Raw genomic sequence first — 22,704 nt, 5'->3', positions numbered from 1 at the left:
CCGGTCAGGCCGCCAGCGGCTGGTCCCGCAGCGCCGGGCAGTGCTCCGGCGTCGGGTGCTCGGTGATCGCGATGACCTCGTCGAGCCGGTGCCGAGCGGCCTCGAGCTCGGCGAGCTGCGCCGTGATCCGGTCCCGCTCGGCGACGAGGAGCGCGAACGACTCCGGCGTCGCCACCCCCGCGTCCACGCAGGGCAGCAGCTGCACGATCGTGCGGCTCGGCAGCCCGGCGGCGAAGAGCTGCTGGATGAGCTGGACCCGCTCGACGGCGGGCACCGCGTAGGAGCGCTGGCCGCTCGCCGTCCGTCCGGCCGGCAGCAGGCCCTGCTCCTCGTAGTACCGGAGCGACCGCACGCTCACGCCGGTCGCCGCAGCGAGGTCTCCGATGCGCACGATCTCCTCCTTGCACCTGACATCGATGTGAGGTCTTAGCGTAGCCGAGCCGCTGCGGGAGGTGCCCGCTCGGCAGGAGGAACACCATGGACATCGCTGGATCGGTCGCACTCGTCACGGGCTCGAACCGGGGCATCGGACGACGGTTCGTGCAGCAGCTGCTCGAGCGCGGCGCCGCCAAGGTCTACGCCACGGCCCGGCGCCCCGAACTGGTCGACATCGAGGGGGTCGAGGTGCTCCCGCTCGACATCACCGACCAGGCGTCCGTCGCGGCGGCAGCGGCTGCGGCGTCCGACGTGACCCTGCTCGTCAACAACGCCGGGATCACCACGCAGGGCTCGCTGCTCACGGACGACCTGACCGACGTGCGGCGGGAGATGGACACGCACTTCTGGGGCAACCTCGGGATGGTCCGGTCGTTCGCGCCGGTGATCGAACGCAACGGCGGGGGTGCGATCGTGAACGTCCTGTCGGCGCTGTCCTGGTTCGCGTACCCGGGCTCGGGCGGGTACGCCGCAGCCAAGGCCGCCGAGTGGAACATGACGAACGCCGTCCGCCTCGAGCTGACCGGCCGGGGCATCAGCGTCCAGGGGCTGCACCTCGGAGCCGCCGACACCGACATGATGGCCGGCTACGAGGGGCCGAAGGTCGACCCGGCCGAGGTCGCCCGGCTCTCCCTCGACGGTGTGGAGCGGGGCGCGGCGGAGGTCGTCGTGGACGACTGGAGCGCCGGGGTCAAGGCGTCGCTCGCCGAGGCGCCCGAGCGGTTCTACGCGCAGTTCGCGTGATGCGGCCAGCGTGACCCGGGGGCGGACGGGAGGGACGGGGGGGGCCCGCCCCCGCCCGCCCCCCACGGCCGGCGTGCCGCTGGCGCGTCACGCCGGTACCGGCGGGTGGGGCCCTCCTCCCGTCCGCCGCTCCGCACGGTCCGCGCGCTCGTCGCGTCCTCCGCGCTCGCCGCGTCAGGACCGCGCACAGGATCGGACCGACGGCGTCAGCGATCCGTCAGGACGCTGTCCGCACGGCCGCCCCCGCCGGATCGTGGAGTGGTGACCCTGACCGCGATCCTCCCGACGCTCCGCGCGTCCCTCCCCGACCCCGTGGACCCGACCCTCTGGCCCGCCCACACCGAACCCACGACCGGCGACGTCCTGGTCGCCGCCGTGTCGATGGTCCGGCTGGCCGAACTCGCCGGCACCCCGTGCGTGCACACCGCCGAGCAGGCACCGCCCCGCTACCGACCCCGCACGTGGACGCCGGGCGAGGTGAGCGTCGCCGTGGCGTCGGTGCTGCGCGTGCGGCGCCCCCGGACCGGTGTCGTCCTGCTCGAACTCGACGCGGTGCTCCCCCGGTTCGCCGTCCTCGACCAGGTGCGGCTCATCGGCCGGGTGAGCACGGCGGCCCCGACCGGGACGTACGTCCTCACCCCGTGCGCCGGCGCGGAGGACGGTCCCTTCCACCGGCTCCCGGCCCCGTTGCCCGCGGACGTCCGCGAGGGCGACCTGCTCTGCTTCCCCTGCGTGACCGCGATCCGGCACCGCGACGTCGTGGTGCCGGTCCGTGCCGAGGTCGTCCGGTGAGCGCCGTCTCCGACCTGCGCGCACGCGTGGTCGACGGCCCGCACGTGTGGGGCCGGTACTCCGTGCGCCCCGTCGACCGGACGATGTGGAGCACGAGGACCCTCGTCGTCTACCCGCCTGGTACGACCCGCCGCGAGCGTGCGGTGCTCCGTGCGTGGTCGGCGTGGCCGGCCGTGGGGGCACTGCTGGCGATCGCCGTGATGGCCGCGCTCGCTCCCCGCGCCGCCCTCGGGACCGTCGCCGCCGTCGGGGTGTACGCGGGCGGCTTCCTGGTGCTCGGGCGGGCCGCTCGTCGACTCCGTCCCGGTGTCCGGACGTTGACGGTGACGACCTTCCACGGCACCGGGCGACCCGAGGTGCACGGGGACGTCCGGTTGCTCGGCGCCTCGCTCGACGCGTTGACCGTGCCGGAGCGGGCGCTCCGTGCCGGTGCGATCCGACCGGTGGACTTCGAGTCGATCTGGGCCGACGTCTGGGACGACCTGCCGAGCGGCCCGCGGTCCCGGGTCAGTCGTGCAGGAACGCCTCGAGCTGCCGGGCCACGAGGTCCGGTCGGGTGATGAACGGATGGTGCCCCGTCGGGAGTTCGACCGACCGGGTGGCCCGCGCCGCGTGTTCCCGCTGGAGTGCGACGGTCGTCGAGCGGTCCTCGGCGCACACCACCGCGGTGGAGTCCACGCCGGCCCACCCCTCGGCGCTCGTCGGCGTGCCGAACGCGCGGACGTCCTGCGAGGTGACCCGGTCCCACGCCGCCCGCTGCGTCGCGGCGTCGGCGTCCTGCAGGAACCGGGCGCCGAACGACCGCTCGTCGTACCCGTCGACGACGATCCGCCCGTCGGCGTCCGGACGCACCGCGACGGGGTCCGGCTCGCCGGACATGATCGACCCCTGCGACGCCCCGACGGGCGGCAGGTAGCTCGACACGAGCAGCAGGTGCCGGACCGCGGGGTGCGGGCCCGCCTCGGCGATCACGGTCCCGCCGTAGGAGTGTCCGACGACGATGGCGTCGGGGACCTCGTCGAGGGCGCGGCGCAGTGCGGCGGCGTCCTCCTGCAGGCCGCCGCCGGTGTCGGTCTCCCCGCACGACGGCAGGGCCACGGCGCGGCTGGCGATCCCGGTCCGTTCGCGCAGCAGGTCGCCGGTCGGAGCCCACCACCAGTCGCCGTCACGGACGAGGGCGCCGTGCACGAAGAGGACCGTCGGGCTCGTCACTCCATCACCATCGCGGACATGCGCGTCATCAGGCCACGGGGGACGAAGCGGTGTGCGCTCGCCAGCACGGCGTTGCGCGCGCCGGAGACGACCGTGGGTCCGCCGGCACGGGCGAACGCCCGCAGACCGACGCGTGCGACCTCCTCCGCCGACTGCCGACCGCCCTCGAGGAACGACCCGCCGCCGGCGGCGTCGAAGAAGCCCGTCGCGGTCGGGCCGGGGCACAGGGCGAGCACCCGGACGCCCTGCCCGCGCGTCTCCTGCCAGAGGGCCTCGGTGAAGGACAGGACGAACGCCTTCGTCGCGCCGTAGAGCGCCATGTGCGGGGTGGGCTGGAACGCGGCGGTCGAGGCCACGGTCATCACGCCGCCGACGCCGCGGGCGAGCATGCCGGGCAGGAACGCCCGCGTCAGCCGGACCAGCGCGGTCTCGTTGAGCGCGATCTGCTGCACGATGCCGTCCTCGGGCTGCTCGGCGAAGGTGCCGTGCCACCCGACCCCGGCGTTCGCGATCAGGACGTCGACGCGGGTGCCGTCGAGGGCCGTGATCACCTCGTCGACGCCGTCGGCCGTCGCCAGGTCGGCCGGGAGCACCCGCACCCGCACACCGTGGCGCGCGTGGATGCCCGAGGCGACGACGTCGAGCTTGTCGGCAGACCGGGCGACCAGGACGAGGTCGGCGCCACCCGCGGCGAGGCCCTCCGCCAGCGACTCGCCGATGCCGCCGCTCGCACCGGTCACGAGGGCCAGTCGGCCCCGGAACGGTTCGGGGTTCCGCGCCACCGCTCAGCCCGCCGTGCGGAGGAAGTCGGCGATCGGGGTGGAACCGGTGTTGAACCGGATCGTCCGGCCGATCGTCTCGTCGCCCTCGACCGCGTCGGCCACCACGTGCGCGACGTCGCCGCGCGGGACCTGCGTCGAGGAGCCGTCCCAGTCGACCGAACCCGTGGGCTCGTCGTCGGTGAGGGTGCTCGGCGCGACGACCGTCCAGCGGAGCCCCGAGTCGCGGAGCACGGCGTCGGCGATCATCTTCGACTGCGCGTACGCGAAGAAGTCGTCGTCCTGCGGCACCCGGTGGTCGAGGAGCGAGCCGGACCAGGAGACCATGACGTAGCGGTCGACACCGGCCTTCGCGGCACCCTGCACGGACAGGATCGCCGCGTCGCGGTCGATCGCCCAGGTGCGGTCGGCCGATCCGCCGCCGGCACCGGCCGACCAGACCACGGCGTCGTGTCCGTGGATGAGCTCGGCGAAGTCGGTGAGGGTCTGCTGCTGGATGTCGGCGACGTGCGGCTGCCCGCCGTGGGCGCGGATCTCGTCGGCCTGGTCGGGGTCGCGGATGACCGAGGTGACGGTGTGGCCGCGGTCGGTGAGGATGCGGGTGGCGAGGAGTGCGACCTTGCCGTGGCCGCCGAGGACGATGACGTTGCTCATGCATCGGACGCTACTCGCGGCGGCTCAGCGCGCGAGGTGCGCGAGGTGCGCACCAGCGGACGGGAGGGACGGTGCGGGCCGGCACCGTCCCTCCCGTCCGTCAGCCGGTCGCGTCAGCCGACCCGCCGGCGCTGCACGAGGGTCGCGACGCCGAAGGCGGCCAGCAGGATGCCGACGCACCACGCGAGGGCCACCCACAGGTCCGCGTCGAGCGGCTGCCCGGCGAACAGCGCACGGATCGAGTCCACGATCGACGTCACCGGCTGGTGCTCCGCGAACCACCGGACCGGCCCGGGCATGGAGTCGGTGGGCACGAACGCCGAGCTGATGAAGGGCAGGAAGATCAGCGGGTAGGAGAACGCACTCGCGCCGTCCACCGACTTCGCCGACAGCCCGGCGACGACCGCGATCCAGGTGAGCGCCAGCGTGAAGAGCACCAGGATCCCGAGCACTGCGAGCCACGCTCCGATACCCGCGCTGCTGCGGAACCCCATGAGCAGGGCGACCCCGACGACCACGGTCACCGACACGGTGTTGGCGACGAGGGACGTGAGCACGTGCGCCCACAGCGACGCCGCCCGGACGATCGGCATCGACCGGAAGCGCTCGTCGATCCCCGCCTGCAGGTCGAGGAACAGCCGGTACGAGGTGTACGCCACCCCGGACGCCACCGTGATGAGGAGGATCCCCGGCAGCAGGTAGTCGATGTACGGCGTGCTCCCGGTGTCGATCGCGCCGCCGAAGACGTACACGAACAGCAGCAGGAAGGCGATCGGCATCACGGCGGTGGTGATGATCGTGTCCGGGCTCCGGAGCACGTGTCGCAGCGAGCGCCCGGTCAGGACGGCGGTGTCGTGGATCGGGTGGGCGGACATCAGGCCACCTCCTTCGTGGTGTCGGCCTTCGTGGTGTCGGCGTCGGGACGGTGTCCGATGACGGCGAGGAAGACGTCCTCGAGCGTGGGGCGCTTCTCGACGTACTCGACCGTCGCGGGCGGGAGGAGTCGCTGGAGTTCGGCGAGGGTGCCGTCGGCGATGATGCGGCCCTCGTGCAGGATGGCGATCCGGTCGGCGAGCTGCTCGGCCTCGTCCAGGTACTGCGTCGTGAGCAGGACCGTGGTGCCGCTCGCGGCGAGGGCGCGGACGGCGTCCCAGACCTCGATGCGGGCCTCGGGGTCGAGGCCGGTCGTCGGCTCGTCGAGGAAGACCACCGACGGGTCGCCGATCAGGCTCATCGCGATGTCGAGCCGGCGGCGCATCCCGCCCGAGTACGTCCCCGCGCGGCGGGACCCGGCATCCGTGAGCGAGAACCGGTCGAGCAGCTCGTCGGCGATGCGGCCGGCGTGCCGGAGGTGCCGGAGCCGTGCGACGAGGACGAGGTTCTCGCGGCCGGTCAGCACCTCGTCCACGGCGGCGAACTGCCCGGTGAGGCTGATCGCCTCGCGGACCGCACCCGGATCGGCGGCCACGTCGTGCCCCGCGACCGACGCGGTGCCGGCGGTGGCCGTCGTCAGGGTCGCGAGGATGCGGATCGCGGTCGTCTTGCCCGCGCCGTTCGACCCGAGCAGGGCGACCACGGAGCCGGCCTCGACGTCGAGGTCGACCCCACGGAGGACGCGCAGGTCGCCGAAGGACTTCTCGAGCCCCCGGACCCGGATCGCCGCGGTCACGACGGCTCCCCGTCCGCATCGGCCGCCGCGATCGCGTCGACGAGGCGCTGCTGCTCCTTGCTGAGCCACGACCCGAGGCCGTAGTTCGCCTTGAAGTCCTCGGCGAAGGCGATCGGGTCGTCGCCGACCACCGCGCGGACGCTCGTGCCGTCGGCGGCGCTCTGCTCGAACAGGTCCGCGAGGTCGTCGAGCATGCGCATGAGCTGCTCGCCGTCGCTCGGGCCGGTGTACATGAGGTACCGCTCGATGCCGTCGACGGCGGTGCGGTGGCTCGTCGGTAGCGCTGCCGTGCGGGCCTTGTACTGCTTCCAGCGCTTCTTGTCGCCGATGAGCTTGGTCGTGATGTCCGAGATCGAGATCCCCATGATCAGTCCTGTCCGTTCGTGCTGCTGGTGGTGTGCCGGAGGTGGTCGAGCCGCTCGGCGAGGAAGGTCCACGCCCGCCAGAAGTCGTCGAGCTGCTCCTGCCCGCGGGCGTTCAGCGTGAACACCTTGCGGGGCGGCCCCTTCTCCGACGGGACCTTCTCGACGTCGACGAGGCCGCGCTGCTCGATGCGGACGAGCAGGGCGTAGACGGTGCCCTCGGCGATGTCGGTGAACCCCTGTTCCCGGAGCGAGGCGGTGATGTCGTACCCGTGGGCCGGGCGGCCGGCGAGCACGGCGAGGACGATCCCCTCGAGGATGCCCTTGAGCATCTCGGTCTCCTGCTTGGGCATGCGTGCCTCCTGCGGTCGGTGCCGTGTGTCGTGGTGCGCTGTACTCAGTGTCGCTGACTACTGGTACATAGTAACGCTGAGTACCAGGAGCGCAAGAGTAGTTTCCGAACCGACACGACAGGAGCACCGATGAGCACGAAGAACGAGCAGCACACCCTGGTCCGCACCCTGGTCCTGGGCATCCTCAGCGGCGGCCGGAGCGCCACCCCGCTCGCCGTCATGGCACTGAACCACGACCGCTCCTCGCTGAAGGGCTCGTGGCAGGACTGGAAGGTCTTCAGCACGCCCCTCGGCCGTGGCGTCCTCGTCGCATCGGCCGTCGGTGAGCTCATCGGCGACAAGCTGCCGGGGACGCCGAACCGGATCTCCCCCGCGGGCCTCGCCGGGCGCGTGGCGTCCGGAGCGCTCGTCGGGGCCGCGCTCGGCACGACGGGCAGGCGCGACCTGCGCATCGAGGGCGCGATCCTCGGCGGCGTCGGCGCGATCGTCGGCAGCTTCGTCGGCTGGGGTGCGCGCAAGCTCGTCGGCGCCACGACCCGCCTGCCCGACCCGGTCGTCGCGCTCGCCGAGGACGCCGCGACCATCGCCGGCTCCGTCAAGGTGATCACCACCTCGTGACGGCACCGCGTCGGGCCCTCGTCACCGGCGGCAGCATTGCCGGGCTCTCCGCCGCCTACTGGTTGGACCGGACGGGCTGGGACGTCACCGTCCTCGAGCGCTGGGCGGGCTTCCGCACCGGCGGCCAGAACGTCGACGTCCGGGGCGTCGCCCGCGAGGTCCTCGACCGCATGGGATTGACCGAGGCGATCCGCTCGGCCAACACGGGCGAGACCGGCACGGTGATCGTCGACGAGCAGGGGGACACCATCGTCCGGCTGCCCGACGACGACTCCGGTGAGGGGGCGACGGCGGAGCTCGAGGTCCTGCGCGGCGACTTCGCGGACGCGATCCGGCAGGCGCTGCCGGACCGCGTGCGCCTGGTCTTCGACGACGCCGTGGTCGCGGTGGACGAGGACGGCTCGGACGGACGACCCGTCACCGTCCGCACCAGGAGCGGAGCGACGCTCCAGGCCGAGCTCCTCGTCGTCGCCGAGGGTGTCCGCTCGAGCACCCGCGACCTGCTCTTCACCGTCGAGCCCCGGCGGCTCGGCATCACGATGGAGTTCGGGACGATCCCACGGATCCCGTCCGACGACGACACCTGGCGCTGGTACAACGCCGTCGAGGGTCGACAGGTGCACCTGCGGCCCGACAACCACGGCACGACGAGGGCGATGCTCGCGTACACGAACGACGACGGCGAGGTCCCCGACCGGCGCGACCGCTACGCCGGCGCCGGTTGGCAGACCGACCGGGTGCTCGACGGGTTCGCGCATTCGGACGACGTCTACGTCGACGACCTCACGCAGATCCACGCCCCGACCTGGCACCGGGGTTCCGTCGTGCTGCTCGGCGACGCGGCCTGGTGCGTGACACCGATGGGCGGCGGCGGGAGTTCGCTGGCGCTCACCGGCGGGTACGTCCTCGCCGCGTCCCTCGCCGACGAGTCCGACGCCACCGCGGCGCTCGGGGCCTTCGAGGCCTGGATGCGGCCGCTCGTCGACCGGATCCAGACCATGCCGTCCGGGATCAAGCACTTCGCGTACCCGCAGACGAAGCTCGGTCTCGCGGCGCAGCGCGCCGCGCACCACGTCCTGACCTCGCGCCCGGTGGCGCCCCTCATGGCGCGGCTGACGCACACGGCGGACTCGGACCAGCCGCTCCCGGCCCTGGAGCCGACCCGCTGACGGACGGGAGGCGCGGTGCCAGCCCGCACCGTCCCTCCCGTCCGTCACAGGGGTTCCGTCCGGGCCTGCCACGCCCAGTCGCGTGCGCCTAGCGTGACCGGCATGCGCATCGTCGTCATCGGAGCCACCGGCCACATCGGCACGTTCCTCGTCCCCCGCCTCGTCCGCGCCGGTCACGACGTCGTGACCGTCACCCGCGGCAGCAGCACCCCGTACGCCGACTCCCCCGAGTGGCAGCAGGTCGAACGGGTCACCGCCGACCGCGAGCAGGAGGACCGCGACGGAACGTTCGGCGACCGGATCGCCGCACTCCGTGCCGACGCCGTCGTCGACCTCGTCTGCTTCACGATGTCGTCGGCCGAGGCTCTCGTCACGGCTCTCCGCGGGAGCGGTACGCACCTCGTGCACTGCGGGTCGATCTGGCGTGCCGGGGTCTCGCACGTGCTGCCCGTCACCGAGGAGAACGCGACCGAGCCGTTCGGCGACTACGGCGTGCAGAAGGACGCGATCGCCCGGATGCTCAAGCATGAAACTGCCGAAGGGGGTTTGGTGACGACCTCGTTGCACCCCGGCCACATCAGCGGTCCGGGATGGATGCCCATCGGTCCGCTCGGCAACCTCGACCCGACGGTGTGGACGAAGCTGTCCGCCGGCGAGCCCGTCGAGGTCCCCGGCCTCGGTGCCGAGACGATGGCGCACGTGCACGCCGACGACGTCGCGCAGGCCTTCCAGCTCGCGGTCGAGCACCGGGACGCCGCGGCCGGCGAGGACTTCTTCGTCACGGCTCCGACGGCGCTCACGGCACGCGGGTACGCGCACCTGGTCGCGTCGTGGTTCGGCCAGGAGGCGCGGCTCGAGCCCGTCTCGTGGGACCGGTTCCGCGAGACCACGGCTCCGGAGCACGCCGGTGCGAGCTGGGAGCACCTGTCGCGCAGCCAGGTGTTCAGCACCGAGAAGCCGCGGCGGCTGCTCGGCTACGAGCCCGCCTGGACGGCCGAGGCGACGGTCCTCGACGCGTTCCGCTGGCTGGTGGAGCACGGTGAGGTGGACGTCGCGCGCCCCCTCGTCGTCTGAGGTCAGGCGCGGGCGGTGACCACCAGCCCGTGGCGGCGGTGGACCGCCCAGACCGTCAGGGCGAACCCGACCAGGACCGCTCCGCCCACGGTGACCGCGGTCCACCCGCCGGCGTTCCAGAGCACCGAGGCGAGTGCCGAGCCGATCGCCCCGCCGATGAAGTTCGCGGTGACGAACGCGGTGTTGAGTCGGCTGCGCGCCGCCGGGTCGATCGCGAAGAGCCGGGTCTGGTTGAGGACGTTCGTCGCCTGCACACCGACGTCGAGCAGCACGACCGCGATGAGGACGACCACGATCGACCGCGCTCCGAGGCCCGCGACCACGAGCGAGACGAGCACGACGGCGATCGCCGCACCGGTCACGGGCACGGAGACCCCGCGGTCGTGCAGCCGACCGACCCGCTGCGCGGCGACCGCCCCGGCGAGCCCGGCCAGACCGACGAGCCCGATCGCGCTCGTGGAGTACCCGAACGGCTCGGCGCTGAGCAGGAACGTCAGCGCGGTCCAGAACATCGTGAAGACGGCGAACATCGCGGAGCTGATGACGAGGGTCACCCGCACGGCCCGGTGCGCGGCGACGGCACGGAACACCGAGGCGATGAGCGTGGGGTACCGCACCCGGTCGCGCCGGTCGAGCTCGGGGATCGCCCGCCGGAGCAGCACGGCGAACAGCAGGGCCGCGACGGCGGCGACCACGTAGATCGCGCGCCAGCCGAACGCGTCCGCGACGAGCCCGCTGACCGTCCGCGACACGAGGATGCCGGTGAGGACCCCGGAGGCGATCGTGCCCACGACCCGCCCGCGGGACGAGGGATCGGCGAGGTCCCCGGCCAGCGGGATGAGCAGCTGCCCGGCGACGGTGGTGAGGCCGACGAGCGCGAGCGCAACGAGGAGCACGGCGAACGACGGGGCCACGGCGGCGAACAGCAGCGCGACCGCGGACGCGACGAGCACCCCGGGGATCAGGCGTCGTCGGTCGAGCACGTCGCCGAGCGGCACCACGAGCAGGATGCCCAGCGCGTACCCGACCTGGGTGAGCGTGACGAGCAGCCCGGCGACCGCGGCGGACGTCCCGAGCGAGGACGCGATGTCGTCGAGGAGCGGCTGCGCCCAGTAGAGGTTGCCGACGGCCGCGCCCCCGGCGACCGCGAACAACAGCGTGCGCGCGGGCGTCATCCCCGCACGGGCGGTCACGGACGCCGCCGGAAGAGCTCCGCGAGGTGCCACGGCCCCGGTGCGAGTCGGACGGCCGCCTCGGCGCGGATGCGGTCCTCGTGCGCACGGTCGCGCGTGAGTTCCTCGATCTCGCGTTCGGCACGCAGGCGGAACCGGACCCGCTCGAGGAACGTCAGCGGCTCCGCGGGGCGGGTGGTCCGGATCGAGTCGGTCTCGCTCATGCGTCCTCCGTCTCCGGGACGGCGGCGACCGTGGTCGCCGCGAGGTTGGCGAGGAGCTGCAGGCGCTCCTCGGACGGCGAGCCGGGCTCCGCGCCGTAGACGATGAGCGTCAGCCCGGTGTCCGTGACGAGCTCCATCGTCTCGTACGTCAGGTCGAGGTCGCCGACCTCGGGGTGGTGCACGTGCTTCGTGCCGGACCGGTGCCGCATCACGTCGTGCGCGGCCCAGCGCTGGCGGAACTCCTCGCTGCGGGTGGAGAGCTCCCCGATGAGGTCCGTCAGCCCGCGGTCGTACGGGGACCGGGCGGCCTCGGCACGGAGCACGGCGACCATGTCCCCGGTCACGCTGTCCCAGTCGCGCCAGAACTCGCGACCGCGGGGGTCGAGGAAGGCGAAGCGCGCGGTGTTCGGGGTACCGGACGGGGCGAGGAAGAGCGGCGCGTAGACCGCACGGGCGAGGGCGTTGCCGGCCAGGAAGTCCGACCGGCCGTTCCGCACCCACGCGGGAGCGGTCATCGAGTCGAGCACCCGCTGCACGTTCGGCCGGACCTTCGACGTCGGGGTCTTCCGACGCGTCGTCGCCGAGGCGTTCTGCGCACGGGCGAGGTCGAACAGGTGCGCGTGCTCGGCGTCGTCGAGCCGGAGCGCCCGGGACAACGATCCGAGGACGCTCTCGGACACCCCGGTGAGGTTCCCGCGCTCGAGGCGGATGTAGTAGTCGACGCTCATGCCCGCGATGAGGGCGAGTTCCTCGCGGCGAAGGCCCTTCACCCGTCGCGCGCCGCCGAAGTCGGGCAACCCGACCTGCTGCGGCGTGACGCGCTCGCGGCGGGTGCGGAGGAAGTCGCGGACTTCGTCTCTCGTGTCCATGTCCTCCACGGTAGGTCCGATCGACGCGTCGGAGCAGGGGCTGCTGGTACCCGTCAGGTCGGTCCGGGCGGTCGTAGCGTCGTGGACATGGACACACTCACCCTCAACAACGGACTCGAGATCCCCGCGATCGGGTTCGGCGTCTTCCAGAGCGCGCCGGCCGAGACGGTCGACGCCGTGCGCACCGCGCTCGAGACCGGGTACCGCCACATCGACACCGCCGCCGCGTACGGCAACGAGCGCGAGGTCGGCGAGGGCATCCGCGCCTCGGGTGTCGACCGCGACGAGATCGTCGTCGAGACGAAGATCTGGGTCTCCGACTACGGCCTCGACGAGACCCTGCACGCGTTCGACAAGGCGACCGGCAAGCTCGGCTTCGACCACGTCGACGTCCTGATCCTGCACCAGCCCGCACCCGACCGCTTCGAGCGGACCATCGCGGCGTACCGGGCGCTCGAGCGGCTGTACGCCGAGGGCCGAGTCGGCGCGATCGGCGTGAGCAACTTCATGCCGCACCACCTCCGGTCGCTCCTGGACGCCACGGACGTGATCCCGGCGCTCAACCAGGTCGAGCTGCACCCGTACTTCACGCAGCCGGACGTGCAGCGCGCCGACGCCGAGCACGGCATCCTCGACCAGGCGTGGTCGCCGATCGGCGGCATCACCTTCTACCCGGGCTGGGGCGACGAGCGGGTCAGCGTGCTCGACGACCCGACGATCCGGGCCATCGGCGAGGCGCACGGCAAGACCCCGGCGCAGGTGATGCTCCGGTGGCACGTGCAGCAGGGCCGCAACGCGATCCCGAAGTCCACGAACCCCGGGCGCATCGCCGAGAACTTCGACGTGTTCGACTTCGTGCTCTCCGACGACGAGCTCGCAGCGCTCGACGCCCTCGACACCGGTCGTCGCGGCGGGCCGGACCCGGACGGGACCGACACGAGCCGCTTCGAACGGGTGATCCCGGAGGCCTGACGCGACCCGGTGGGGCCTGGAGGCGGGGTGCGGGCCGGCACCGTGCCTCCAGTCCCGCAGGCGGTCGCGACCACCGCGTCAGACGCGCTCGCGCGCACGCTCCACGATGCGCTCCGTCGCCGCCCACGAGGCGAGCAGCCGCAGCGCGTCCGCCGTCGGGCTCCCGGGCGTCGCCGGGTAGATCGTCAGCGCGAGCCCCGGGTCCTCGGTGAGCTCGAGCGTCTGGAAGTGCAGCTCGAGCGGACCGACCACCGCGTGCCGGAACGACTTCACCCCCGCGTAGTGCCGGCGGACGTCGTGCGCCGCCCAGAGCGCGCGGAAGTCGTCGCTCCGCATCGAGAGCTCGCCGATCAGCGCCGCGAGCCCGGGGTCGTTCGGCGTCCGCCCGGCCTCGCGCCGGAGGATCGCGACGTTCGTGTGCGCCGCACGCTGCCAGTCGAGGTAGAAGTTCCGTGCCTGCGGGTCGAGGAAGATGAACCGCGAGAAGTTGCAGGGCCGTGCGCTCGCCGCGACGAGGTCCGAGTGCATCGCCCAGCCGAGGGTGTTCGCGGCGACGATGTCCTGTCGGTTGTTGACGATCATCGCGGGGGCGTCGGCGATGGCGTCGAGCAGGTACTGGAGCTCCGGGCGGACCGCCGCCACCGGTGTGACCGCGGCGGCACGGCGGGGCGTGGCGTTCTGGTGGCGGGCGAGGTCCCGCAGGTGCTCGTGCTCGGCCGGGTCGAGGTGGAGCGCGCCCGCGATGGCGTCGAGCACGCTGTCCGAGACGCCCTGCAGGTTCCCGCGTTCGAGCCGGGTGTAGTAGTCGATGCTCACGCCGGCCAGCCGGGCGACCTCCTCGCGGCGCAGCCCGGTGACGCGGCGGCGGGTGCCGAACGTCTCGACGCCGGCCTGCTCCGGTGTGATGCGGGCGCGGCGACCGGAGAGGAAGTCGCGGGCTTCGTCGCGGTGGTCCATGCCGGTCACGGTACTTCGGCTGGGCGGGGGCGAGCGAGGTGCTGCCGGACCCCCCGTGGTGGTCGGGGTCCGTCGCTCGGGCTCAGCTCGTCGCGAGCGGCACCGACACGATCCGGTCGTCGCCGTCGGTCGGGTCGCCACGCCCGTCGGTGTTGTTCGTGACGAACCACAGGGCACCCTCGGGACCCTCGAGCACCGTGCGGATGCGGCCGAAGTCCTCCGCGAAGTACTCGGTCGACGTCGAGGGGGCGTCGGCCGGCACAGCCCTGACGACCTCGCCCTGGAGGTTCGCGATGAACACCGTGTCGTCGATCACCGCCAGGCCGCTCGGTGAGGCGTCGTCGGTGGCCCACTGCTGCACGGGGTCGACGAAGCCCTTGCTCGTGCCGCCGGTACCCTCGACCTCGGGCCAGCCGTAGTCCCGGCCCTTCTCGATGACGTTGAGCTCGTCCCAGGTGTCCTGCCCGAACTCCGACGCGAACATCGTGCCGTCGGCCGTCCACCCCATGCCCTGCACGTTCCGGTGCCCGAGGCTCCACACCGGGGACCCGGGGAACGGGTTGCCGCCGGGGACCTGGCCGTCCGGGGTCAGCCGCAGGATCTTGCCCGCGAGCGAGTCCCGGTCCTGCGCGTCCGAGCCGGTACCGGCGTCGCCGACGCTCGCGTAGAGCATGCCGTCCGGGCCGAACGCGATCCGCCCGCCGTTGTGGAAGCTGTTCGACGGCAGTCCGTCGATCACGGTCGTGGCGTCCCCGAGCGCGTAGGACCCGGCGCTCCCGGACAGGTCGTAGCGCTGGATGCGGTTGCCGTCGTCGCCCGTCGAGTACACGAACAGGTCGCCCTCGTGCAGGGCGAGTCCGAGCAGACCGCCCTCACCGCCGTGCCGGACGCCCGCGATCGTGCCGACCTCGCGTGTCTTCCCGGCGCCGGTCAGTTCGAGCACCGTCGCCGAGTCCCGCTCGCTGATCAGGGCGTCGCCGCCGTCACCGGTGCGGACCACCGACCACGGAGCGTCCAGTCCGGTGGCGATGTCGGTCGTCTCGCCCCCGGGCTCGAGCTGTCCGGCGGCGCTCGCCGCGGGGGTCGTGGCGCTCGACGAGGGGCTGCTCGTGGCGGTCGCCCGACCCTCGAGCGTGCGGGCGTCGTCGTCGGTGCAGGCTGCGAGGACGAGGGCCGCGGCGGCGAAGGCGCCGAGGGCGGACAGGGTGCGGCGGGTGCGAGCGGTGGTGTGCACGGTGGTCCTCCCGGGTCGTGGGTCGATTGCACACGCGGCGGTCGGGAATCCCCTGGGTGACGGGGGTTGCGGTGGAACCCCTGTCGGCAGGGACTCCCACCAGCGCACCGACCAGCCGTTCGATGGGTCCGTGCCCGCCACCGTGACCCCGCCCGCTCCCCCGACCGCCCGCGCCGTGCCCACGGCCCTCGTCGCCGCCGTCGTGTTCCTCACCGCGGTCGCGCCGCTCGCGACCGACATGTACGTCACCGCGTTCCCGACCGTCGAGGCCGAGTTCCGCACGAGCGCGTCCGCCGTGCAGCTGACCCTCACGACGTTCTTCGCGGGCATGGGCCTCGGGCAGCTCGTCGGCGGACCGTTCTCCGACCAGCGCGGGCGCCGCCTGCCGCTGCTCGCCGGCACGCTGCTCGTCGTCGCGGCCTCGGTCGTGTGCGCGCTCGCCCCGTCGATCGGCGTGCTCACGGCGGCGCGCCTGGTGCAGGGGTTCGCGGGCGGGTGGGTGATGGTGATCGCCCGGTCGGTGGTCGTCGACCTCGCCCACGGCGCCCAGCTCGTCCGGGTCCTCAACGTCGTGATGGGCATCGGCGGGATCGCACCGGTGCTCGGGCCGCTGTTCGGCGCCGCGATCCTGGGGTTCGGCGACTGGCGGACCACGTTCTGGGTCCTCGCCGGCCTCGGGGTGCTCATGTGCGTGACCGCGGCCGTCGTCGTCCCCGAGTCCCTCCCACGGGACCGACGGCACGCCGGCGGCCTGCGCACGTTCCGGCTCGCGGCGCGGCAGGTCCTCGGCGATCGACGGTTCGTCGGCTACGTCGTCACCGCGTGCGCTGCGTTCGTCGGGGTGTTCGCGTACGTCGCGACCTCGCCGTTCGTGCTGCAGACCATGAACGGGCTGTCGCCGACGGCGTACGCGATCGACTTCGCGGCGAACGCGGGCGCGATGACGGTCGCGTCCCTCGTGGCCGCCCGACTCGCCGGCCGGGTGTCCACGAGACGCATCATCCTCGTCGGGCAGGGATGCATGGGCGTCGCCGGTGCGGGCATGCTCATCGGCGCGATCTGGTTCGGGATGCCGCTGATCGTGGCCCTGATCGGCTTCTTCGTGCTCATGATCGGCAACGGGCTGGTCGTCACGAACGGTGGGGCCCTCGCATCGTCCGCCGTCCCCGCACACCCCGGGACGAGCTCAGCCGTGCTCGGTCTGGTTCAGTGGACGACGGCCGGCGTGACCGCTCCGATCGCGGGACTCGGCGGCTCGGACACCGCCGTCCCGATGGCCGTCCTCGTCCTCGGTGGCGCGCTCGTGTCGCTCTGGGGACTGCTCGTCCTCGCACGACCCCACACCACCGGAAGGACCACCTCATGACCACCATCGCCATCGTCGGAGCCGGCAAGGGCCTCGGCCTCGCCGTCGCCGAGCGCTTCGCCCGCGAGGGCTTCTCGATCGCCCTGCTCTCCCGCAACCAGGACCGCCTGGACTCCCTCGCCGCCGGACTCCGGGAGCACGGGTACACCGCCGCCGGCTTCGCCGCGAACGTCCGCGACGGGGACTCCCTCCGTGGCGCCCTCGAGCGTGCGACCGAGCAGCTCGGGCCGATCGAGGTGCTGCAGTACAGCCCGCTGCCCGCCAAGGAGTACATGCGCCCGGTGCTCGAGACCACGGCGGAGGACCTCGTCGGTCCGATCGAGTTCTCGGTCTACGGCTCGGTCAACGCCGTCCGCCAGGTGCTGCCCGGCATGCGTGCGATCGGGCACGGCACGATCCTGTTCGTGAACGGCGGCAGCGCGGTGCGCCCGGGTGCTCGGGTCACCGGCACGTCCGTGGCGTTCGCGGGCGAGAGCGCCTACGCGCAGCTGCTGCACGACGCGGTCCGTGACGAGGACGTCCACGTCGGCCAGCTCATCATCCCGTTCGGCATCGACGACGGGCAGCCCGAGCACTCCGGTGCGTCGATCGCGGACCGCCTGTGGGCGATCCACACCGAGCGCGGTGCGTTCCGGACGTTCGCCGAGCCGCTGCCCGAGTGACCCACTGACGGACGGGAGCGCGCCCCGCTCAGCGGCAACGCGAAGCGTTGCGCGGGGCGCGCCGACCGAGCCTGCGAGGGAGGAGCGCGGGCCCGCCCCGCCCCTCCCGTCCGCCCCTGGTCGCGTCTCGATCAGCGCGCGGCTCGCGTGATCGCCGTCGCCATCACGCGCGCGACGACGACGTTCGTCGCCGCGTCGCCGTGGATGCCGTCCGCCGACGCGCCCCGGACCCAGGCCCCGTCCGCCTGCCGGAACCCGGCGAACGGGTCGACGTACGACCAGCCGTGCTCCGCCGCGTCGCGCTCCAGCGCCCGGCTGAGGACGAGCTGTCCCGCGCGACGGTCGGCGCCCCACTGGCTCCAGGTCCAGTTCGACGGCGGGCCGGAGACGACGAGGACGTGCCGCGCACCGACCTTCCGGACGACGGCGTCCACGTTCGCGATCGTCGTCGCGGTCGGGATCGCCTGGTTCACGTCGTTCGTGCCGAGCTCGACGACGAGGACGTCCGCGTCCGGAACGGGGCCGATCTCGTGGAGGACCTCGTCGGACCGGTACCCGCTGTGCGCGTAGCCGCCGACGGCGTGGAACCGGGTGTCCGGCACGAGGTCGTGGAGCCAGGAGTCCGGCCGTGCCGTGATGGAGTCGCCCGCGTACGCGAAGGTGACCGCGCCGGACCGGTCGCCGGAGCCGAGCGCCCCGGTCACGGCGTCGTCCGGTGTGGCGGCACGGACAGCTGTTCCGCCGGCTGCGGCTCGGGTGTCCGCACGTTCGACCGGCGCGGCGGAGGCGCGACCGACGGACGGGGCGCGCTCGGCTGCGGCGGTGCTCGCCGACACGACGGCCGTGCCGACGACGAGGGATCCGCCGGCGACGAGGCAGGCGGCGGTGACGATGCTCGCGACGAGGGCGAGACGACGGGTGCGGGACACGACATCAGGTATCCCCCGGATCGGCCTGCCGTACCAGTCCCCAGACCTGGGGAACCGCGCCGCTGGCTGTGGGTCTTCGCGGCCGTTCCCAGCCGGCCTCCCCGGTCGGGTCCGGGACCCGCCGCGTCCGGTCACGGTGTGCGTCGCAGTGCCACGCGGTGGCGGCGGCCCGCGAAGACCCACGTCCCCGCGGTGACGAGCAGCGGCAGCCCGAGCCCGAGGAGGGCGAGCACGGGCCAGTCCGCCACAAACGGCAGGTGCGTGGTGCCGGCTGGTCCCGCCGAGAAGCGGAGGGTGAGTGCCCGGATGGGCAGCAGCCCGAGCAGCGTGCCGATCACCGCACCGACGGTCGTCAGGATCGCGGCCTGCCACGCGGACACCCGGCGACGGAGCACGGGTGCCGCACCGACCGCGTCGAGGACCTCGTCGTCGCGTCGGCCGTCCGAGCGGGCCAGCCCGATGGCGACGGCGGTCGCGCCGATCGTCACCGCCGCGGCGAGGGCGAGGACGATCGCCTTGACGATGCCCTGCGCGTCGACCGGACCGGCCTCGTACTGGAAGTACGGGCCGCCCCACCGTTCGCGGTCCGCGCCGCCGAGGCTCTGCCACGCCGAGGTCAGCTCGTCGGACTGTGCCGGGGTCAGGTCCGCGGACTGCTCCGTGACGAGCATGCCGTCCACCGCCGGGACCCGGTACCGCTCGGCGGTCTCGCGGGTCATGAAGACGCCGACCTGGATGCGGGGGGTCTGCACGTCGAGCACCGCGGGGATCGTCGTCGTGGCGTCCGGACGGGTCTTGGTCGTGATCGCGGGGCTGTTCGACGTCTGGTCGCGGAACGCGTCGATCCGGACCTGGCCGTCGTGCGCGTACTCCGGCCACAGGGCGACGGCGCGGCCCGAGGTGAGCGCGTCGCGGACCTCGGCGGACGGACGGTGTCCGGTGAGGACGGCGTAGTCGTCCACCGTGCCGGTCCAGATGTGCGGAGCGGAGGTGTCCTGCGACTCCAGGTAGCGCGAGCACGACGTGGTGTCGTTCGCGCGGCAGTCCGTCCGCCCCCACGAGTGCAGGAGCGAGAGCGTCGACGGCTGGTCGCCGGCGACGTCGGGCGCGACGCCGAGCACACGCACCCGGTCGTGGTCGAGGACACCGGAGATGATCTTCGCCGCCTTCGCCGTGACGGAGGCGTCGTAGCCGCCGTCGCTGCCGTCCTCGTTCGAGAGCCAGACGTCGGCCGTCGCGACGCCCACGGCGGTGCGGTACTCGTAGTCGCGGACGAACTGCGCGTGCTCGGACGCACTCCACGTGATCGCCACCGAGGCCACGAACACGACGCTCATCACGCTCGCGAGCACCGGCACGGTCCGCACCGGGTTGCGCCGGGCGTCGCGGGCGGCGATGCGGGCGGAGAGCCCGAGCCGCGTCGCGGTCCTGGAGACGAGGGCGAGCAGCCACGGCGACGACATCGCGACCCCGAGCTGCATGAGGCACGGGCCGATCGCGACGCCGGCGCCGACGATCCAGGCGAGGTGGTCCTGCTGCACCGGGCGGTCGTTGAGGAGCAGCACGCCGGCACCGCACGCCAGGGTCATGACGGTGCCCGCGACGACGAGCACCGGTGCCCAGATCCGGCGACGGCGCTCGGCGCGCGGGTTCACCGCCGCGGGCCGGAGCGAGCCGCGCAGTGCGGCGAGGACGTTCACCCGCGTGGCCGCACGGGCCGCGACGAGCGCCGACACGAGCCCCGCGAGGACGGCGGCGGCACCGATCGACAGGACCAGGCCGACCGGGACGTGCAGCCCGGGCCACGAGCCCACGTTGCCGTTGTCGGCCAGGTGGAACGCGAGCACGCCGACCCCGGTGCCGAGCGCGACCCCGAGGACGGCGCCGGTGAGCCCGAGCACGAGCCCGGAGCCGGCGACGATCGACCGGACGAAGCGTCGGTCCCCGCCGACGCTCGTGACGATCGCGTACGAGCGGGTGTCCGCCCGGGTCCCGACGAGGAACGCGGCACCGGCGAGCAGGGCGACCTCGAACATCGCGAAGACGCCGAGCAGCGCCATCGCCCCGAGGAACCAGCCGATCGGGCTGCTGAGCCCGGCGCCGTGCAACCGCTCGTCGGGCGGGTCGAGCACGACGGGACGCGACTGCACCGTGATCCCGTGGGCGTTGAGCGCGCGGATCTCGGACCACGTCGGGGCGTCCGAGGCCAGGTACACAGTGACGTCGAACGGCGCCGCGGCCGTGCCGGTCGTCGGCTGCGTGGTGCCCCACGGCACGAAGACGCCCTGGGCGTCCGGGTCGGACGCGGCGTCGCGCATGGTGCCCGTGATCGTGAAGCGCTTCGTCACCGGGTCGGTCAGGTCGACCGTGTCGCCGATCGACGCGCCGAGTCGCTCGAGCGTCGCCGGGGTGACCATGAGCTCGTCACGGCTGGTCGGTGCGGCGCCGTCGAGCACGTGCCAGTGCCCGTCGAGGACCCGCGACCAGACCGCTCCCTCGACGGCCTGGATCCCGATCGGCCCCTTCGGCCCGGTCAGCACGATCTGCGCCGAGGTGACCGGGATCGACACGGCACCGGCGGGCACGTGGTCGAGGACGTCGGCGAACCGGGCCTCGCCGTCGGACTCCGCGACCGGGCTGTCCTTCGCGGACTCGGTGTACTGCCACTGCACGGGGTCCTGCCGCATGCCCGGGAGGTCCGGGCCGACGACCTGCATCTGCGCTGCCGCGTGCCCGAGGTCGTACCGCAGGCTCTCCGCCTGGGTCGGCTGCGTCGACTGCACGACGACCGACACCGCGGCGAACCCGGCGGTCGGGATGCCGATGAGGGCGACGATCAGCGCCGCCCGCCCGGCCTTCGCGAACGCCAGCCGGCGGCCCAGCCGGAGCGCCGGTCGCAGCGCGAAGGGCGTGCGGCGGTCACGCCCCGAGCGGGCTCCGGCGTCGGCGCGTCGCCGACGCGCGTTCACGAGGCGGTCCGGTCCGTGAGCGCCATCTCGACGCCCGAGTACACGGTCTCGTCCACGACGCGGCCGTCGCGGAGGAACACGATCCGGTCCGCCCAGGCCGCGTGCCGGGCGTCGTGGGTCACGAGCAGCGCGCCCGCCCCGGAGTCGACGTGCCGGCGCAGCATGCGGAGCACGACCTCGCCGGTCTGCGAGTCGAGGGCACCGGTCGGCTCGTCGGCGAGGACCAGCCGGCGCTCGCCGACGACCCCGCGCGCGATCGCGACCCGCTGCTGCTGGCCACCGGACAGGTCGTCCGGGAAGGCGTCGGCGCGGTGCCCGAGCTCGACGTTCTCGAGCGCGAGTTCGGCTGCACGCCGGGCACGGCTCGCTTTCCAGCCGTCGAGCTCGAGCGGCAGCGCCACGTTCTCGACCGCGGTCAGCGAGGGGATGAGGTTGAAGTCCTGGAACACGAACCCGACGAGACGCCGACGCAGGGCGGCGAGGTCCTTGGCCGGCCGGTCGGACACGAAGTCGCCGTCGATGACGACCTCGCCGCTGGTCGGCGGCAGGAGCGTTCCCGCGCAGGCGAGCAGCGTCGACTTGCCCGAGCCCGAGGTGCCCATCACGGCGACCATCTCACCTCGGGCGATCCGCAGGTCGATGCCGGCGAGGGCGGTGACGGCCTTCGCGCCGGAGCCGTACTGCACGCTCACGGCGTCGAGCTCGAGGAGCGGGGCGACGGCGTTCACCGGGCGCTCCGCACGGTGGCGTCGGACGACTCGGCAGCGGCCGTCGAGTCCGGTGTCGGGGACGGTCGGTAGCGCGCGACACTCGACTCCACGTGGTCGAGCCAGCGGACGTCGGCCTCGGCCTGGAAGAGCATCGACTCGAGCACGAGCGACCAGGCCAGGTCGTCCGCCGGGTCCGAGGAGCGCTTCAGCCGGGTCAGGTCCTGCAGGTTCCGCACGGCGGCGGCGCGCTGGACCTGCACGAGGCGCGGCACGTCGACGCCGGGCACCGTCACCGCCAGGGCGAACTTGATCGCGAGCTCGTCACGACCGCGCTTCGGCGGGACCGGCTCGCTGAACCAGCGTGCGACCTCCTCGTGACCCGCGTCGGTCGCCGTGTAGACGACGTGTCCGTCGTCGTCGGCGTCACCGCGGGCCACGAGGCCGTCGCGTTCCAGGCGGTCGAGCGTCGTGTAGACCTGGCCGATGTTCAGCGGCCAGCTGCCCCCGGTCCGGTGCTCGAACTCCCCCCGGAGCTGGTACCCGTAGCCGGGCCCGGCCACCAGCAGCGCGAGTACGCCCATCCGTACGCTCATGACGTCTTCCCCCTCGTTCCGTCCGCCTTGGACATACCGAGTATGCACATACCGCGTATGTGAACGCAACCCCATGACGGACTGGAGGCGGGGGGGGGGGGCGGGGCGGCCCCCCCCCCCCCCCCCCCCCCCGCGGCCGGGAGCGCCCGGCACGGGCCCGCAACACCGCGAGCCCGGCGAGACCCC

Annotated in this window: 26 protein-coding genes; 9 read left to right on the top strand and 17 right to left on the bottom strand. The window is 73.3% G+C overall.

What is annotated here, in order from left to right:
- Window positions 1-4 precede the first annotated feature (4 nt).
- Complete coding sequence (locus tag WFH25_RS02625) at window positions 5-391, bottom strand: MerR family transcriptional regulator (RefSeq protein WP_336696720.1); 387 nt, start codon at window positions 389-391, stop codon at window positions 5-7.
- Window positions 392-477: 86 nt separating this feature from the next.
- Between WFH25_RS02625 and WFH25_RS02620 the strand changes: the two genes are divergently transcribed.
- The 3 genes from WFH25_RS02620 to WFH25_RS02610 all read left to right on the top strand — a co-directional run bounded on the left by WFH25_RS02620 (window position 478) and on the right by WFH25_RS02610 (window position 2,531).
- Window positions 478-1,179 (top strand): SDR family oxidoreductase, encoded by a 702-nt coding sequence (locus tag WFH25_RS02620; RefSeq protein WP_070417523.1) that lies wholly within the window; start codon window positions 478-480, stop codon window positions 1,177-1,179.
- A gap of 261 nt (window positions 1,180-1,440) precedes the next feature.
- Window positions 1,441-1,971, top strand: coding sequence for a hypothetical protein (locus WFH25_RS02615; protein ID WP_071294344.1), 531 nt, complete (start codon window positions 1,441-1,443; stop codon window positions 1,969-1,971).
- Window positions 1,968-2,531 (top strand): DUF6611 family protein, encoded by a 564-nt coding sequence (locus WFH25_RS02610; RefSeq protein ID WP_229084773.1) that lies wholly within the window; start codon window positions 1,968-1,970, stop codon window positions 2,529-2,531. Before WFH25_RS02615 ends, WFH25_RS02610 begins: the two co-directional genes overlap by 4 nt.
- Here WFH25_RS02610 and WFH25_RS02605 read toward each other — a convergent pair.
- From WFH25_RS02605 to WFH25_RS02575, 7 genes are all read right to left on the bottom strand, one after another.
- Entirely contained in the window at window positions 2,479-3,183 is a 705-nt protein-coding gene (locus tag WFH25_RS02605) for an alpha/beta hydrolase (RefSeq protein WP_229084775.1), read from the bottom strand. The two genes, WFH25_RS02610 and WFH25_RS02605, sit on opposite strands and share 53 nt — an antisense overlap.
- A complete protein-coding gene (locus tag WFH25_RS02600) occupies window positions 3,180-3,923 on the bottom strand; it encodes an SDR family NAD(P)-dependent oxidoreductase (protein ID WP_336696719.1) in 744 nt (247 codons plus the stop codon). Before WFH25_RS02600 ends, WFH25_RS02605 begins: the two co-directional genes overlap by 4 nt.
- Before the next feature lie 45 nt (window positions 3,924-3,968).
- A complete protein-coding gene (locus WFH25_RS02595; protein WP_336696718.1) occupies window positions 3,969-4,616 on the bottom strand; it encodes an SDR family oxidoreductase in 648 nt (215 codons plus the stop codon).
- 113 nt (window positions 4,617-4,729) lie between these two features.
- Complete coding sequence (locus WFH25_RS02590; protein ID WP_336696717.1) at window positions 4,730-5,491, bottom strand: ABC transporter permease; 762 nt, start codon at window positions 5,489-5,491, stop codon at window positions 4,730-4,732.
- Complete coding sequence (locus WFH25_RS02585; protein WP_336696716.1) at window positions 5,491-6,285, bottom strand: ABC transporter ATP-binding protein; 795 nt, start codon at window positions 6,283-6,285, stop codon at window positions 5,491-5,493. Before WFH25_RS02585 ends, WFH25_RS02590 begins: the two co-directional genes overlap by 1 nt.
- Window positions 6,282-6,650, bottom strand: coding sequence for a DUF1048 domain-containing protein (locus tag WFH25_RS02580; protein ID WP_071294194.1), 369 nt, complete (start codon window positions 6,648-6,650; stop codon window positions 6,282-6,284). The genes WFH25_RS02585 and WFH25_RS02580 overlap by 4 nt, the downstream gene beginning before the upstream one ends.
- Before the next feature lie 2 nt (window positions 6,651-6,652).
- Window positions 6,653-7,000, bottom strand: coding sequence for a PadR family transcriptional regulator (locus WFH25_RS02575; protein ID WP_070417530.1), 348 nt, complete (start codon window positions 6,998-7,000; stop codon window positions 6,653-6,655).
- Between the two features lie 129 nt (window positions 7,001-7,129).
- On the opposite strand from WFH25_RS02575, the gene WFH25_RS02570 reads away from it, so the two are divergent.
- From WFH25_RS02570 to WFH25_RS02560, 3 genes are all read left to right on the top strand, one after another.
- Window positions 7,130-7,618, top strand: a complete 489-nt coding sequence (locus WFH25_RS02570) for a DUF4126 family protein (RefSeq protein ID WP_070417531.1) — start codon at window positions 7,130-7,132, stop codon at window positions 7,616-7,618.
- Complete coding sequence (locus WFH25_RS02565; RefSeq protein WP_336696715.1) at window positions 7,615-8,787, top strand: FAD-dependent monooxygenase; 1,173 nt, start codon at window positions 7,615-7,617, stop codon at window positions 8,785-8,787. Before WFH25_RS02570 ends, WFH25_RS02565 begins: the two co-directional genes overlap by 4 nt.
- 102 nt (window positions 8,788-8,889) lie before the next feature.
- Window positions 8,890-9,861: an NAD-dependent epimerase/dehydratase family protein gene (locus tag WFH25_RS02560; protein ID WP_336696714.1), complete on the top strand. Its 972-nt coding sequence runs from the start codon at window positions 8,890-8,892 to the stop codon at window positions 9,859-9,861.
- Window positions 9,862-9,863: 2 nt separating this feature from the next.
- On the opposite strand, the gene WFH25_RS02555 is transcribed toward WFH25_RS02560, so the two are convergent.
- From WFH25_RS02555 to WFH25_RS02545, 3 genes are read right to left on the bottom strand one after another with little or no spacing between them, the layout of a single operon-like run.
- Window positions 9,864-11,054, bottom strand: a complete 1,191-nt coding sequence (locus tag WFH25_RS02555) for an MFS transporter (RefSeq protein ID WP_336696713.1) — start codon at window positions 11,052-11,054, stop codon at window positions 9,864-9,866.
- Window positions 11,051-11,257: a hypothetical protein gene (locus WFH25_RS02550; protein ID WP_336696712.1), complete on the bottom strand. Its 207-nt coding sequence runs from the start codon at window positions 11,255-11,257 to the stop codon at window positions 11,051-11,053. Before WFH25_RS02550 ends, WFH25_RS02555 begins: the two co-directional genes overlap by 4 nt.
- Window positions 11,254-12,126: a helix-turn-helix domain-containing protein gene (locus WFH25_RS02545; RefSeq protein WP_336696711.1), complete on the bottom strand. Its 873-nt coding sequence runs from the start codon at window positions 12,124-12,126 to the stop codon at window positions 11,254-11,256. Before WFH25_RS02545 ends, WFH25_RS02550 begins: the two co-directional genes overlap by 4 nt.
- An 87-nt stretch (window positions 12,127-12,213) precedes the next feature.
- Here WFH25_RS02545 and WFH25_RS02540 point away from each other — a divergent pair, with 87 nt between their 5' ends.
- The gene (locus tag WFH25_RS02540) at window positions 12,214-13,098 is read left to right on the top strand and encodes an aldo/keto reductase (RefSeq protein WP_070419328.1); all 885 of its coding nucleotides are present in this window, start codon (window positions 12,214-12,216) and stop codon (window positions 13,096-13,098) included.
- Window positions 13,099-13,176: 78 nt separating this feature from the next.
- Here WFH25_RS02540 and WFH25_RS02535 read toward each other — a convergent pair whose 3' ends face one another.
- Both WFH25_RS02535 and WFH25_RS02530 read right to left on the bottom strand, forming a co-directional pair.
- Entirely contained in the window at window positions 13,177-14,055 is an 879-nt protein-coding gene (locus tag WFH25_RS02535) for a helix-turn-helix transcriptional regulator (protein WP_070417537.1), read from the bottom strand.
- Between the two features lie 82 nt (window positions 14,056-14,137).
- Window positions 14,138-15,289, bottom strand: a complete 1,152-nt coding sequence (locus tag WFH25_RS02530) for a PQQ-dependent sugar dehydrogenase (RefSeq protein ID WP_071302333.1) — start codon at window positions 15,287-15,289, stop codon at window positions 14,138-14,140.
- Between the two features lie 130 nt (window positions 15,290-15,419).
- Between WFH25_RS02530 and WFH25_RS02525 the strand changes: the two genes are divergently transcribed.
- On the top strand, window positions 15,420-16,655 hold the full coding sequence (locus WFH25_RS02525; RefSeq protein WP_336696710.1) for a multidrug effflux MFS transporter: 1,236 nt from the start codon (window positions 15,420-15,422) through the stop codon (window positions 16,653-16,655).
- Complete coding sequence (locus WFH25_RS02520; protein WP_336696709.1) at window positions 16,652-17,317, top strand: SDR family NAD(P)-dependent oxidoreductase; 666 nt, start codon at window positions 16,652-16,654, stop codon at window positions 17,315-17,317. The genes WFH25_RS02525 and WFH25_RS02520 overlap by 4 nt, the downstream gene beginning before the upstream one ends.
- 131 nt (window positions 17,318-17,448) lie before the next feature.
- Here WFH25_RS02520 and WFH25_RS02515 read toward each other — a convergent pair whose 3' ends face one another.
- The 4 genes from WFH25_RS02515 to WFH25_RS02500 form a co-directional block, all read right to left on the bottom strand.
- The gene (locus WFH25_RS02515) at window positions 17,449-18,246 is read right to left on the bottom strand and encodes an SGNH/GDSL hydrolase family protein (RefSeq protein ID WP_070417540.1); all 798 of its coding nucleotides are present in this window, start codon (window positions 18,244-18,246) and stop codon (window positions 17,449-17,451) included.
- A 131-nt stretch (window positions 18,247-18,377) separates the two neighbouring features.
- Window positions 18,378-21,215, bottom strand: a complete 2,838-nt coding sequence (locus WFH25_RS02510; RefSeq protein ID WP_336696708.1) for an FtsX-like permease family protein — start codon at window positions 21,213-21,215, stop codon at window positions 18,378-18,380.
- A complete protein-coding gene (locus WFH25_RS02505) occupies window positions 21,212-21,943 on the bottom strand; it encodes an ABC transporter ATP-binding protein (RefSeq protein ID WP_071294186.1) in 732 nt (243 codons plus the stop codon). Before WFH25_RS02505 ends, WFH25_RS02510 begins: the two co-directional genes overlap by 4 nt.
- Entirely contained in the window at window positions 21,940-22,518 is a 579-nt protein-coding gene (locus tag WFH25_RS02500) for a PadR family transcriptional regulator (protein WP_070417543.1), read from the bottom strand. Before WFH25_RS02500 ends, WFH25_RS02505 begins: the two co-directional genes overlap by 4 nt.
- Between the last annotated feature and the right edge of the window lie 186 nt (window positions 22,519-22,704).

The organism is Curtobacterium sp. USHLN213 (genome assembly GCF_037144815.1).
GTDB lineage: Bacteria > Actinomycetota > Actinomycetes > Actinomycetales > Microbacteriaceae > Curtobacterium.
The sequence above is the reverse complement of the archived record's forward strand: the minus strand, read 5'-3'. Positions and strand labels throughout refer to the sequence as shown.

Coding starts and splice junctions, on each gene's coding strand:
- WFH25_RS02620 (WP_070417523.1), top strand. CDS start 478: ATGGACATCGCTGGATCGGTCGCACTCGTCACGGGCTCGAACCGGGGC.
- WFH25_RS02595 (WP_336696718.1), bottom strand. CDS start 4,616: ATGAGCAACGTCATCGTCCTCGGCGGCCACGGCAAGGTCGCACTCCTC.
- WFH25_RS02590 (WP_336696717.1), bottom strand. CDS start 5,491: ATGTCCGCCCACCCGATCCACGACACCGCCGTCCTGACCGGGCGCTCG.
- WFH25_RS02580 (WP_071294194.1), bottom strand. CDS start 6,650: ATGGGGATCTCGATCTCGGACATCACGACCAAGCTCATCGGCGACAAG.
- WFH25_RS02575 (WP_070417530.1), bottom strand. CDS start 7,000: ATGCCCAAGCAGGAGACCGAGATGCTCAAGGGCATCCTCGAGGGGATC.
- WFH25_RS02570 (WP_070417531.1), top strand. CDS start 7,130: ATGAGCACGAAGAACGAGCAGCACACCCTGGTCCGCACCCTGGTCCTG.
- WFH25_RS02560 (WP_336696714.1), top strand. CDS start 8,890: ATGCGCATCGTCGTCATCGGAGCCACCGGCCACATCGGCACGTTCCTC.
- WFH25_RS02550 (WP_336696712.1), bottom strand. CDS start 11,257: ATGAGCGAGACCGACTCGATCCGGACCACCCGCCCCGCGGAGCCGCTG.
- WFH25_RS02545 (WP_336696711.1), bottom strand. CDS start 12,126: ATGGACACGAGAGACGAAGTCCGCGACTTCCTCCGCACCCGCCGCGAG.
- WFH25_RS02540 (WP_070419328.1), top strand. CDS start 12,214: ATGGACACACTCACCCTCAACAACGGACTCGAGATCCCCGCGATCGGG.
- WFH25_RS02535 (WP_070417537.1), bottom strand. CDS start 14,055: ATGGACCACCGCGACGAAGCCCGCGACTTCCTCTCCGGTCGCCGCGCC.
- WFH25_RS02520 (WP_336696709.1), top strand. CDS start 16,652: ATGACCACCATCGCCATCGTCGGAGCCGGCAAGGGCCTCGGCCTCGCC.
- WFH25_RS02500 (WP_070417543.1), bottom strand. CDS start 22,518: ATGAGCGTACGGATGGGCGTACTCGCGCTGCTGGTGGCCGGGCCCGGC.